This is a genomic window from Mycobacterium sp. SMC-18, assembly GCF_045310895.1.
In the GTDB taxonomy this organism is placed as follows: Bacteria; Actinomycetota; Actinomycetes; order Mycobacteriales; family Mycobacteriaceae; genus Mycobacterium.
In genome coordinates this window covers 38,202-51,671 of the sequence record NZ_JBJIAL010000010.1, presented here as the reverse complement: position 1 = coordinate 51,671, position 13,470 = coordinate 38,202, and the positions used below count along the sequence as shown (strand labels likewise).

Here is a 13,470-nt window from a genome sequence, read left to right as displayed (position 1 = left end):
CGGCTGACCAATGCTGATCATTGCCCTGGTCCTTGCCCTCATCGGGCTGACCGCGCTGGTGACCGCGATTGTCACGAGCAATGAGCTGATCGCCTGGGTGTGTATCGGCGCCAGCGTCATCGGGGTGCTGCTGCTCATCGTCGACGCACTGCGCGAACGCTCGCGCGGCGGTGCGGCGGCCGAGTCCGCCCCCGACGTCGACGACGCGCTGGCCACCGAGGCCGGCGAGGAAGCCGCGGCGGAGGAAGAAGCCGCCGCGGAGCCTGTCGAGGACTACCCGGCCGACGAGCCCGAAACGGTTGTGGCCGAGAAGGTTTCAGAAGACGAGGCGTCTGACGAGCCCCAAGAGGCCGAGGCCGAAAGCTCTGATTCCGACGAGCCCGAGACCGAAGCGGCGACCGTCATCACGACCGACACGGAATCGGCGGAGTCCGAGGCCGCTGACGCTGCCGAGGAAACCGACGAGCCTGAGGAAGCGGGCGCCGAGGAAGCCGAGGCAGACGAAGAAGCCAAGGCAGACGAAGACGAGGCCAAGAAGGCCTGAGCCCCCGGCGCTCTCAATTTCATACTGATGCCACCGCCGCGACGGACTCCCCGTCGCGGCGGTGCTCTTTTTCTCCACCCGGCCGGAGAAGTACATGGCTTCAATCGCCAGGCACGTGAGGTGTTGTGCGCGAAGCCAGGTACCAGTTCTGGCCGTCAGACGTCCCTGACTTCAACAACCGCCGCGGATCGCCACCACGACTGAAGTCACGTACTCCTCGGCCCCGCATCCGGCATCGACCACCTGATCGGCACCGCCGTCGGCCGCATGCGCCCGCCCGAACTCTCGCGCCCCGCTTATTTCGTGCTTGTTGCGTCGATACGACGGCTGTGAATCATGGCGGTCACGAACCACAGGGCCCTCCAAGTGAGTGCCTATTGACTTTGCTGACACCGAAGGGCAACAGCTGCGGCATGGGGCGTCCGTACATATGTAGCCAACCAATTTCCGCACTGGGAGGCCTGGAGGCACTGTGAGTCTGTTAAGTCGTAACCGCGACATCGAGCACTGGGATGCTGAGGATGTTGCTGCGTGGGACGCGGGTAACAAGGACGTCGCCAAGCGGAACCTGATCTGGTCGATCTTCGCCGAGCATGTCGGTTTCTCCGTATGGAGCATCTGGTCGGTGATGGTGCTGTTCATGCCGCAGGCGGTCTACGGCATCGATGCGCTGGGCAAGTTCGTCCTGGGTGCCGTCCCGATCGCGGTGGGCGCATTCATGCGCATTCCTTACACCGTGGGACCGGCCAAGTTCGGTGGCCGCAACTTCACGATCTTCAGCGCCTTGATGCTCGCGATCCCGTGCGCGCTGACCACGTACTTCATGATGCATCCGGGTACGTCGTACACGACGTTCCTGATCGTCGCCGCGGTCGCCGGTTTCGGTGGCGGTAACTTCGCATCGTCGATGACGAACATCAACGCCTTCTACCCGCAGCGGCTGAAGGGCTGGGCGCTGGGCCTGAACGCCGGCGGCGGCAACATCGGCGTCCCGGTCATCCAGATCATCGGCCTGGTCACCATCGCCACGCTCGGCAACCGTCGCCCCGAGGTCGTCTGTGCCATCTACCTGGTGCTGCTGGCCGCCGCGGCCCTCGGCGCCGCGCTGTTCATGGACAACATCCAGGGCCAGAAGTCGAACCTGTCGGCGATGGTCGAGGCCATGAAGTTCCGCAACTCGTGGGTGATGTGCTTCCTCTACATCGGCACGTTCGGTTCGTTCATCGGGTTCAGCTTCGCGTTCACCCAGATTCTGAACATCAACTTCACCGCTCAGGACGTCGCGCCGCTGCTGGAGAAGTACCACGTCGCGTCGGTGGCCAAGCTGCCGAAGGAAGCCGCCAAGGAACTGGCCAAGGCCAACTTCGACGCCTCCATCCACACCGCGTGGATCGCCTTCCTGGGCCCGCTGCTCGGCTCGATCTCGCGTCCGTTCGGCGGCAAGCTGGCCGACAAGATCGGCGGCGGCAAGATCACGCTGTACACCTTCGGGGCGATGACGGCCATCACCGCCGTCCTGGTCGCCGGCGGCATGTGGGACGACGCCACCAAGGGTCCGGCCACGGGCGCCCAGATGGCCGTCTACATCACGGCGTTCATGGTGCTGTTCATCCTGACCGGCCTCGGTAACGGCTCGACGTACAAGATGATCCCGTCGATCTTCGAGGCCAAGGCGCAGAGCAAGGACGAGTTGGGTGCCGCGGAGAAGACCTTGTGGTCGCGCAGCATGTCCGGCGCGCTGATCGGCTTCGCCGGTGCGGTCGGTGCGTTCGGTGGCGTGCTCGTCAACATCGTGCTCCGGGCGTCGTACGCCGGGCCCGCCCACTCGGCGACCACCGCGTTCTGGGTGTTCCTCGCCTTCTACGTGGTGTGCGGTGTCATCACCTGGTTCGTGTTCCTGCGCCAGCCGCACCTGCGTGCGGCGACCGGCGAGCACGTCGGCCGGGCGGTCGTGCCTGCTACCTAGTCAATCGACCGGAATGCCCCGCGGAAGTTTCCCGCGGGGCATTCTCGTGTTTGTGATCCAGATAACTGGTCCAACCAGTTGACCAGTTAACGTCGACGACCCGATCATTGACCCCATGGACATCGCACCTGTCGCGCGGTCAGCGGTCAGTGACTCGGTCTTCGCGCACCTCGTCGACGAGATCCTGTCCGGACGCGTCGCGGTCGACGACGCACTGCCGTCCGAGCGCGAGCTGGCCCTGGCCTTCGCGGTGAACCGGCATGCCATCCGGGAAGCGCTCAAGCGGCTGCAGCAGGCCCGGCTGGTGCGGATCAGCCACGGCGGCAAGACGCGGGTCCAGGACTGGCGGCAGACGGCCGGTCTGGACGTGCTCAGCACCCTCGCTGCCACCGGAGCCGTGCCGGCCCTGCAGATCGCCCGCGACATCATGGTGATGCGCCGGTCCGTGGCCGCCGACGCGGCCCGGCTGTGCGCCCGCAACGCCACCGACGACCAGCTGGCGACAATCGCCACCGCGGCCGCGGCGTACCCGGCACAGCGCACCGACGAATCGTTCGCGGTGGACCTGACATTCTGGACCGCGATCATCGACGGCAGCGGCAATCTGGCCTACCGGCTGGCGCTGAACACGCTGGTTGCGGCGTTCGCCGACATCGGCTTCGAATCGATCGCCGACCTCGGCACGGCGGCCGAACTGGCCGACCGCGACGCTCACATCACGCTGGCCGAGCGCCTCGTCGCGCGGGACGCCGATGCCGCTTACCGCGTGGCCGACGAGCTGCTGGGCCGCGTCGTCGACACCCTTTCCGCTCGGCAGTAGGAGTCATTGCCCATGTTCGATCTGATCCAGCACGCCATACCGGTGTTCGTGATCTGCCTCGTGCTGGAGGCGCTGTCCTTCCGCTTCCTGCCGGACGACGACGAGGTCGGCTACGAATTCCGGGATTCCCGAACGAGTCTCACCATGGGCATCGGCAACGTCATCATCAACATCGGCTGGAAGTTGGTGGTCCTGGCGGCGCTCAGCGCGGCGTATCTCGTGGCGCCAGTACATCTGCCCGCGGGCAATCCGCTGACCTGGGTCGCGCTGTTCATCGCCGACGACTTCGTCTACTACTGGTACCACCGCACCCACCACACGATCCGGGTGTTCTGGGCCAGTCACGTCGTGCACCACTCCAGCGAGCACTACAACCTGTCGACCGCGCTGCGGCAGACGTGGACGCCGTTCACGGCGCTGCCGTTCTGGTTGCCCTTGGCGTTCCTCGGTTTCTCACCGTGGATGATTCTGCTGCAGCAGTCGGTAAGCCTCCTGTACCAGTTCTTCATCCACACCGAGCGGGTCGGAAAACTTTGGCGGCCTGTCGAGTTCGTGATGAACACGCCGTCGCATCACCGCGTCCACCACGGCTCCAACGATCAATACCTGGACACGAACTACGGCGGCATCCTCATCATCTGGGACCGGCTGTTCGGCAGTTTCCGGCCCGAAAACGAGCGCGTGGTCTACGGTCTGACCAAGAACATCAAGACGTTCAACCCACTGCGGGTTGCCACGCACGAATACACCGCGATCTGGCAAGATGTGCGCGCGGCGAAGACGTGGAAGCAGCGCTTCGGACACACGTTCCGCGGGCCGGGCTGGTCACCCGACAGCGCGTAACGCAGCTCACAGATTTCCGGCACGTTTCCGTCACGATTCCGGCATGAAACATGTTGCGCACCAGGGCCTGACGACCATGTGAGCTCCGGTTGACGCGTAGTACATGGTTGCGCAACGGCTGCGGAATTGACGGCCCGTAGAACTGAGGGCATGACGCCCCCCGGAGCACACACCACGCGCACCGCGTGCTCCTACTGCGGTGTCGGGTGCGGCATTTCGGTCGAGACCCGCCCCGACGCCGGTACCGGGCTGCCCGTGATCGCGCGCGTATCCGGGGACCGCTTGCACCCCACCAACTTCGGACGGTTGTGCACCAAGGGCGCCACCCACGCCGACCTGATGCATGCCGATGAAGACCGGCTGACGACCGCTCTGGTGCGCCGCAACGGTGAGACGGTCAGCGTCCCGACCGACGACGCCACTGCCGAAGCGGGCCGCCGGCTGCGGGCCATCATCGACGAGCACGGCCCCGACGCCGTGGCGCTGTACGTTTCGGGCCAGATGACCATCGAGGCCCAGTACCTGGCCAACAAGCTGGCCAAGGGCTTCATCCGTACCGTGCACATCGAATCCAACTCGCGGCTGTGCATGGCGAGCGCCGGCACCGGGTTCAAGCAGTCGCTCGGTGCCGACGGTCCGCCCGGGTCATACACCGATTTCGATTCTGCCGACCTGTTTTTCGTGACCGGCGCCAACATGGCCGACTGCCACCCGATCCTGTTCCTGCGCATGGCCGACCGCATGGCCAAGGGCGCCAAACTGATCGTCGTCGACCCGCGCCGCACCACGACCGCAGAAAAGGCCGATCTCTTCCTGCAGATCAAACCCGGCACCGACCTGGCGCTGCTCAACGGCCTGCTGCACCTCCTGGTCGAAAGTGGCGCGGTAGACCACGAATTCATCGCCGCGCACACCGAGGGCTGGGAGGCCATGCCCGCGTTCCTCGCCGACTATCCGCCGGCGACGGTCGCCGAGATCACCGGTATCCCCGAAGCCGACATCCGCCGCGCCGCCGAGATGATCGCCGAGGCAGGGGAGTGGATGTCGTGCTGGACCATGGGCCTGAACCAGAGCACGCACGGCACCTGGAACACCAATGCCATCTGCAACCTGCACCTGGCCACCGGCGCCATCTGCCGCACCGGTAGCGGTCCGATGTCCCTGACCGGTCAGCCCAACGCCATGGGCGGCCGCGAAATGGGCTACATGGGACCGGGTCTGCCCGGGCAGCGCGCCGTGACGTCGGCCGACGACCGCGCGTTCACCGAAGAACAGTGGGGGCTGGAACCCGGCACCATCCGCACCGACGTCGGCCCCGGCACCATCGAGATGTTCCGGCAACTGGCCGCCGGTGACATCAAGGCCGTATGGATCATCTGTACCAATCCTGTTGCCTCCGTGGCCAATCGGCAGACCGTCATCGACGGCCTACAGGCCGCCGAGCTGGTGATCACGCAGGACGCCTACCAGGACACCGCGACCAACGCCTACGCCGACATCATGCTGCCGGCCACGCTGTGGGCCGAGGCCGAGGGCGTCATGGTCAACTCCGAGCGCAACCTGACCCTGTTGCAGCAGAGCATCCCCGCCGCCGGTGACGCGCGCCCCGATTGGGAGCTGCTCTGTAATGTGGCCCGGCACATGGGCTTCGGCGACGAGTTCGACTACAAGTCCAGCGAGCACGTATTCGCCGAAATCCGCCAGTTCACCAACCGCCGGACCGGTTACGACATCAGCGGGGTGACCTACGAGCGCCTGCGGGAGACCCCGCTGCAGTGGCCCTGCCCGCCGGACAGCGGCGATCGGAACCCGATCCGCTACCTCAACGACGGCGTCAGCCAGGACCTGTTCATCGGCGCGGACGGGCACCAGCCGCGGCTGGCGTTCCCGACGCCCTCGCGGCGGGCGGTGTTCCACGCGCGCCCGCACATGGACGCCACCGAGCTGCCCGACGACGAATTCCCGTTGGTGCTGAACACCGGCCGGCTGCAACACCAGTGGCACACCATGACCAAGACCGGCAAGGTCGAGAAGCTCAACAAGCTCACCGGTAAGCCGTTCATCGAGATTCACCCCACCGACGCGGCCGGCCTCGGCATCACCGAGGGGGCGGCTGTCGAGGTGTCGTCGCGCCGTGGCACTGCGGTCCTGCCGGCCATCCTGACGGACCGGGTGCGGCCGGGCAACTGCTTCGCGCCGTTCCACTGGAACGACCAACAGGGCGACCAGCTCACGATCAACGCCGTCACCAACGATGCGGTGGACCCCGATTCGTTGCAGCCCGAATTCAAGGTGTGCGCGGTGCGGTTGGCGCCGGTGGTGACGGCACCGGCCGTCGCGCCTCTCGCCGCGCCCGCTACCACCGGGACCCACCCGCTGGCCGCCACGCTCGGCCTGACCGGGCCGCCCGCGCTCAACGACACCGAAAAGGTCTATCTGTCAGGATTTTTCAGCGGCATCGAGCACTCCGCCGGGGTGCCGGTGCTACCTGCGTCGGCACCAGTCAGCCCCCTGGTGCGGCTGTGGGTCGACGGGGCGCTGGCCGGTGCGCACAGTGTCTCGGCGCCGGCGGCCGCCATCGATGTCCGGCCGGAGCCGGAGTCCTCCGGCCCGCTGGTGCTCTGGGCGTCGCAGACCGGCACCGCCGAGGAGTTCGCCGCCGGCCTGGCAGCGAAGATCGCTGGGGCCCGCCTGCAGGTGCTGGACGACACCGCGCTGGACGAGGTCGCCGCCGCAGGCGAAGTCCTGGTCGTGACAAGCACTTTCGGGGACGGTGGACCACCCGACAACGGAGCCGACTTCTGGGCTCGCCTGAGCGCGGCCGATGCACCGGACCTCTCCGGGCTGCGGTACTCCGTGCTCGGGATCGGCGACCGCGCATACGACAACTTCTGCGGCTACGCCAAATCCCTCGACGGCCGCTTCACCGAACTCGGGGCCACCGCGCTGCTCGACCGCGCCGACTGTGAGGCGTACGACGACGAGCCCCTTGCACACTGGTCCGACGCTGTCGTCGAGCTGGCCGCGGCGGCCCCGCTGGCGCCGACAGCGCCCGCAAAACCCGCCGCACCCGCCAAACCCGCGGCACCTGCCAAGCCGTTCACCCGCAACAACCCGCTACCGGTCCCATTGTGCCGCAACACCCTGCTGACCAAGGGTGGGGCGAAGGAAGTCCGCCAGATCGGCTTCGACCTGTCCGGGCACGACGTCAGCTACGGCGTCGGCGACGCGCTGGGCGTGGTGGTGGCCAACTGCCCGGAGACCGTCTCGGCTTGGCTGGCGGCGACCGGGCTCTCGGGTGACGAGGTCATCGAGATCGACGGCGGCGAAACCGCTCTTCGCGAGGCCCTGACCACGTCGTACGACATCTGCAAGGTGTCGCCGACCCTGATCAACTTCGTGGCCGAACGCAGCCGCGCCAAGATTCTGCGGGCGCCCCGGGAAGAGCGTGATCACTGGCTGGACGGCCGCACCGGCCTGGACCTCATCGAAGAGTTCAAAGTCCGCGCCGAACCCGAGGAGTGGCGAGATGCGTTGGTGCGCCTGGCGCCACGCTCGTACTCGATCTCGTCCAGCCCGTTGGTGAGCCCCGACGAGGTGCAACTGACGGTGTCGGTGGTTCGATACGAGGGTGCCCGTGGCGGCATCCGGCACGGCGTCGCGTCCACCTACCTCGCGGACCGGGCGGAGACGGTGCCGGTGTTCCTGCAGTCGGCGCCGCATTTCCGGCCGCCCGAGGATGCGCTGACCCCGATGATCATGGTCGGGCCCGGCACCGGCATCGCGCCGTTCCGCGGCTTCCTGCACGAGCGCCGGGCACTGGGGCACACCGGCCGCAACTGGCTGTTCTTCGGCGACCAGCACCGGGCCGAAAACTATTACTACCAAGACGAATTGGAGGCCTTCGCCGCTGACGGTCTGCTGACCCGGCTGGACACCGCGTTCTCGCGGGATCAGGCGCGCCGGGTGTACGTGCAGCACCGGATGCGCGAGCACGGCGAGATTCTGTGGCGCTGGCTCGAGGACGGCGCCCACTTCTACGTGTGCGGCGACGCCGCGCGCATGGCCAAGGACGTCGACGTGACGCTCACCAACATCATCAAGACCCACGGCGGCATGTCCGAGTCGGCAGCACACGACTACAAACGTGAGCTGATCGCCGACAAGCGCTACGTCCGCGACGTCTACTGATCTGCCCGCTGGGCCAGGCGGTCCGGCGGTACCGCTGCACGCCCGGCCGTTTCAGCTGGCTGGCTGCGTGCGGTAGACGGCCTGCCAAACCCATACGTACATTGGGATCTGGCTCCCATCGAGGTGAAATTACGAGTCGGATCGAGCCATGCGTTGTCGGACCCGAGTGTTAGGTTGCGGGTTGTGAAGCTTGTGGTGCAGGTTCGGCTGGAGGCGGATGCCTCTCAGCTCGACGCGCTGGTGCGCACTCTGGCCGCGTGCAACGACACCGCGAACTTGGTTTCCCGGGTCGCCCACGGGGCGAACGTTTTCCGGGGCAGGGATTTGCGGGCTATCACCTATGCGCAGGCCCGGGAGCATGCCGGGTTGGGGGCGCAGGTCGCCCAATCTTGCATCCGCAAGGTCGCCGACTCCTATGCCTCGCTGCGGGCGAACCTGCGCGCCGGCCGGTACGGCAAACCCGGAAGCACCCGCAGAAAGAAGGTTGAAGCGGCACCGATCCGATTCCGGGAGCTGGCTGCGCAGCCGTTCGATGACCGGTGCCTGTCGTGGTGCCATGACACCGATACCGGTGGTGCTGTGTCGATCTGGACGGTGGACGGCCGGCTGAAGAATCTGCGGTTTGTTGGCGATGCCGCTCAAATCGCCCTGCTGCGCGAATATCGCAGCGGGGAAACTGATCTGGTGATCCGCCGCCAGCGCCGTGGACGCGCGCCGTTGCGCGCCTATCTGATCGCCACCGTCGAGGTTCCGGAACCGGAGGTGCGGTCCGGGGAGCGTCTGACCACCCCCGCAGGGTGGATCGGGGTTGATCTGGGGATTGAGAATATCGCGGTCACCAGCGACCGCTCCTTGGCCGAGGAGTTGATGAGTACCTACGGCGCTGGAGCCCCGGACGGCGCGGCTGGGCGGGGCAGTGTGAAAGACCGCCGTACCCGGAACCGCGAGCTGCGCCACAAATTACAAGCCAAGAAGACCAAGTCGGCGAAACGGTTGCTGCGCAAGCACTCCCGCCGTGAGGCGCGGTACGCCGCTGACGTGAACCACCAGATTTCCAAGAGGATCGTGGCCGAGGCTGAACGCACCGGACGCGGTATCGCAGTCGAGGAATTGACTGGGATTCGTGAACGGGTACGGCTCCGCAAGCCCCAACGCGCCACTCATTCCAGTTGGGCGTTCGCTCAACTGGGAGCGTTTCTCACCTACAAAGCAGCCCGAGCGGGTGTGCCGATGATCGCTGTAGATCCGGCTTACACCAGCCAGCGTTGCACCGCGTGCGGCCACACCGACAAACGTAACCGGACCAGCCAGGCCCGATTCGTCTGCCGGAACTGCAATTTCACTGCGGAGCACGCGGACATCCTCGGTGCGGACAACATCGCGCACCGAGCGCCAACTATCTGGGCCCAATCAACGGTCCCCAGCGCGGCCTAACACCTGACACCCAGCCAGGGGATACAGCTGCAAGCTCGGCCTCCATGGCCGGGCAGTTGATGGTTGACTGGAGCTTGCCGGGAAGGAGCGATGTCGATGGTCTTGGATTCAGACGCAGCATCAGGTCCACCCTCTGCTGTCCCGCCACGCAACGCTGCCCGTCACATCAGGTTGACGTCCCACAGCGGCGCCGCCGACGCCCTGCCGATCCACTGGGGCGCCGCGACCGCCGCCGAGCGCGGCCCGGTGATCGGGACCACGACCACGCGCGCACACCGCAACGTGATCGGCACCCACAGCGGGTCTTACAGCGTCTACCGGGCATTGGCGGTCGCGGCGGGGGCGCTGTCGCCCGCGCACCGCGCCGATCTGACCAACACCGCACCCACCGACGTGATCGGCCCGTACCCCCAATGGTCCGATCCCGGCGCGATCGTGAGTCTGGACCCCTGGGGCGCCATGGTCGCGGACGCCTTCACCGCCGAACTGGCGAGCGGCTACGACATCCGGCCGACCATCGCCATCACCAAGGCCCACGTGATCCTGCCTGAGGTCGCCGAGGCGATCGTCAAGGGCCGGCTCCGCCCCGACGGCCGGGTGCTGCTGGACAACGGCGCCGCGCTGGTGACCAAGGCGGCCATCGAGCCGGTCTGGTTCCTGCCCGGGGTCGCGGCCCGATTCGGTTGCAGCGAAACGGAACTGCGCCGCGTGCTGTTCGAGGAGACCGGCGGCATGTATCCCGAGCTCGTCACACGCGGCGACCTCGAGGTCTTCCTGCCGCCCATCGGCGGGCAGACCCTCTACATCTTCGGCCAGGCCCGCGACCTCGCCGACCCCAGCGTGGAGTTGACCGCCCGTGTCCACGACGAGTGCAACGGATCGGATGTGTTCGGCTCCGACATCTGTACCTGCCGGCCTTATCTCACGCACGCGATCGAAGAGTGCATCCAGGGTGCGCAGCGCGGTGGGGTGGGGCTCGTGGCCTACTCCCGCAAGGAAGGTCGCGCGCTGGGTGAGGTCACCAAGTTCCTGGTGTACAACGCGCGTAAGCGGCAGGTCGGTGGCGACACCGCAGACCAGTACTTCGCCCGCACGGAATGCGTTGCCGGCGTTCAGGATATGCGTTTCCAGGAACTCATGCCCGACGTGCTGCACTGGCTGGGCATCCGCACGATCCATCGGCTGGTCTCGATGAGCAACATGAAGTACGACGCCATTACCGGCTCGGGAATCGAGGTCGTCGAACGCGTGAACATCCCGGACGACCTGATCCCGGCCGATGCCCGCGTCGAGATCGATGCCAAGACGGCCGCCGGTTACTTCACCCCCGGACCGGTGCCCGACGCCGACGAACTCAAGATCGCCAAGGGCCGCGGACTCACGTCATGACGATCGGCACCGGCACTGGCACCGACAGCGCCGTCGCGGTCGGCATTCTGCGCAGTACCGCGGCCATCCGCGAACGCGCCGAGTTCCTGCTGCAGCGGGCACGCGCGGGGGAATCACGTTGGTTCGTGGTCGACGATGTCGCGCTGACGCCGGCCGCCGACCTCGTCGGCGGCGTCACCCGCACGCGCTATCCCGATCTGGCGATCCCGTATCACAGCCGCTGGCGCCATTTCGAGGCCGGCGGCATCGACCGCACCGCCGACCTGCGCGCCAAGCTGGCCGGGTTGGAACCCACCGCCCGGGCCCGCGCGATGATCGACCTGGCCGTGGTCAGCGTGCTGCTCGACGCCGGCGCCGGTCCCGACTGGGCCTATGCGGAACCGATTACCGGGCAACGCTTCACGCGGTCCGAGGGACTCGGGGTGGCCAGTTGGCACGCCTTCGCCGACGGGCTGTTCTCCAGTGACCCGGCTCAGCCCTGGCAGGTCGACGCCGCGGCACTGCGCGCCATCGACGACGCCGCCCTCGGCCGGGCATTTCAGGCCGCGCCGGACAATCCGCTGGTCGGGCTCAGCGGCCGGGTGCAGCTGCTGCGGCGGCTCGGTGCCGCGCTCGAGGTTCGTCCTGAGGTCTTCGGCCCGCAGGGGCGTCCCGGCGGCCTGTTCGACGTGCTGGCCGGCCCGGAAGTCCACGCGCACGACATCCTGGTGCGGCTCCTGGACACCCTGTCCGGGGTCTGGCTGGCCGACAACGACATTGGGGATATCCCGCTCGGTGACTGCTGGCCGCACCCGGCGGTGCCGGGAATCGGCTTGTCGCGCGGGTGGATGCCGTTCCACAAGCTGTCGCAGTGGCTGACCTACTCGCTGCTGGAGCCGTTCGAGTGGGCCGGCGTGCCGGTCACCGGGCTGGATGCGCTCACCGGCCTGCCCGAATACCGCAACGGCGGCCTGCTGCTCGATACCGGGGTGCTGCGCCTGCGGGATCCGGCAGCCGCGGACCGAACCTGGTCGGTGGCCGACGAATTGGTCGTCGAGTGGCGCGCACTGACCGTCGCGCTGCTGGACGAGCTTGCGCCGCTGGTACGCAGCGCGCTCGGCCTCGACTCCGCGACGCTGCCGCTGGCCTGCGTCCTCGAAGGCGGCACCTGGGCAGCCGGGCGCACCCTCGCGCAGCAGTTGCGGGCCGGGAACCCGCCGCTGTCCATCAGCAGTGACGGCACGGTTTTCTAGGAGGGCGCCATGGGTAATCTGCATCTCGTCGACCATCCGCTGGTTCAGCACAAGCTGACACTGATGCGGCAGAAGGATGTGTCCACCAAGGGCTTTCGCGCGCTGTTGAACGAGATTTCCGCGCTGATGACCTACGAGGTGCTGCGCGACATCCCCATGCACGAGATCGAGATCGAGACGCCGCTGGAATCCACCACCGGCATGGTCATCGACGGTAAGAAGCTCGTCTTCGCCTCGATCCTGCGTGCGGGCAGCGGCATTCTGGACGGCATGCTCAGCGTCGTTCCCGGCGCGCGGATCGGCCACATCGGTTTGTACCGTGACCCGAAAACCCATGTTGCCGTGGAGTATTACTTCAAGATGCCGAGTGAGTTGCACGAGCGCGACATCGTGGTGTGCGATCCGATGCTCGCCACCGGCAACTCCGCGGTGGCCGCGATCGACCGCCTCAAGGAGTATCGGCCGCGCTCCATCAAGTTCGTCTGTCTGCTGACCTGTCCGGAAGGCGTCGCGGCGATGCAAGCGGCCCACCCCGAGGTCCCGATCTACGCCGCGGCGCTGGACCGCGAACTCGACGAGCACGGCTACATCGTGCCGGGCCTCGGCGACGCCGGCGACCGCATCTTCGGCACCAAGTAGCCATGCCGAACCCGAACAGGCGGACCGTGCTGCGCGGCGCCGGGCTGGTCCTCGGCGCGTCGACGGTGGTGATCCGACCGACCATGCCGAGATGGTCACCGTCCGCACTGCCTGGCGGGCGCTCGGCGACGACGGCATGCGGTCGGCGACACTGTACGCCAGCACCGAGCCGTGCACGATGTGTGCGGGCGGCACCTTCTGGAGTGGCGTCGGGCGGGTGGTGTACGGCATGTCCAACACCCGGCTGCTCCAATTCAGCGGCGGCGACCCGAAGAACGCGGGCTACGCACTACCGTGCCACGACATCCTGCTGCACGGCTACCGGCCCATCACCGTCATCGGGCCACTATTGGAAGACGAAGCGGCACAGGCACATCAGGGCTACTGGCGCTGACGTGCCGGGCCGCCGCGG

8 protein-coding genes and 2 pseudogenes are annotated in these 13,470 nt (G+C 67.0%); all 10 read left to right on the top strand.

The window, feature by feature from the left end:
- Positions 1 to 10 precede the first annotated feature (10 nt).
- Positions 11 to 400: pseudogene (locus ACJH6J_RS11255) on the top strand (hypothetical protein); the annotation flags it as partial.
- Positions 401 to 1,016: 616 nt separating this feature from the next.
- Entirely contained in the window at positions 1,017 to 2,510 is a 1,494-nt protein-coding gene (locus ACJH6J_RS11250; RefSeq protein ID WP_406803956.1) for a nitrate/nitrite transporter, read from the top strand.
- 115 nt (positions 2,511 to 2,625) lie between these two features.
- Entirely contained in the window at positions 2,626 to 3,330 is a 705-nt protein-coding gene (locus ACJH6J_RS11245) for a FadR/GntR family transcriptional regulator (protein ID WP_406803955.1), read from the top strand.
- 12 nt (positions 3,331 to 3,342) lie between these two features.
- Complete coding sequence (locus ACJH6J_RS11240) at positions 3,343 to 4,173, top strand: sterol desaturase family protein (RefSeq protein WP_406803954.1); 831 nt, start codon at positions 3,343 to 3,345, stop codon at positions 4,171 to 4,173.
- Between the two features lie 150 nt (positions 4,174 to 4,323).
- On the top strand, positions 4,324 to 8,364 hold the full coding sequence (locus ACJH6J_RS11235; RefSeq protein WP_406803953.1) for a molybdopterin-dependent oxidoreductase: 4,041 nt from the start codon (positions 4,324 to 4,326) through the stop codon (positions 8,362 to 8,364).
- Positions 8,365 to 8,547: 183 nt separating this feature from the next.
- A complete protein-coding gene (locus tag ACJH6J_RS11230) occupies positions 8,548 to 9,798 on the top strand; it encodes an RNA-guided endonuclease InsQ/TnpB family protein (RefSeq protein ID WP_406802649.1) in 1,251 nt (416 codons plus the stop codon).
- 96 nt (positions 9,799 to 9,894) lie between these two features.
- On the top strand, positions 9,895 to 11,187 hold the full coding sequence (locus ACJH6J_RS11225) for a GTP cyclohydrolase II (protein ID WP_212812055.1): 1,293 nt from the start codon (positions 9,895 to 9,897) through the stop codon (positions 11,185 to 11,187).
- Positions 11,184 to 12,419, top strand: a complete 1,236-nt coding sequence (locus tag ACJH6J_RS11220; protein WP_212812054.1) for a URC4/urg3 family protein — start codon at positions 11,184 to 11,186, stop codon at positions 12,417 to 12,419. The genes ACJH6J_RS11225 and ACJH6J_RS11220 overlap by 4 nt, the downstream gene beginning before the upstream one ends.
- Before the next feature lie 9 nt (positions 12,420 to 12,428).
- Entirely contained in the window at positions 12,429 to 13,058 is a 630-nt protein-coding gene (upp, locus tag ACJH6J_RS11215) for a uracil phosphoribosyltransferase (protein ID WP_212812053.1), read from the top strand.
- Between the two features lie 67 nt (positions 13,059 to 13,125).
- Positions 13,126 to 13,452 (top strand): annotated as a pseudogene (locus ACJH6J_RS11210) (nucleoside deaminase); the annotation flags it as partial.
- Positions 13,453 to 13,470 lie beyond the last annotated feature (18 nt).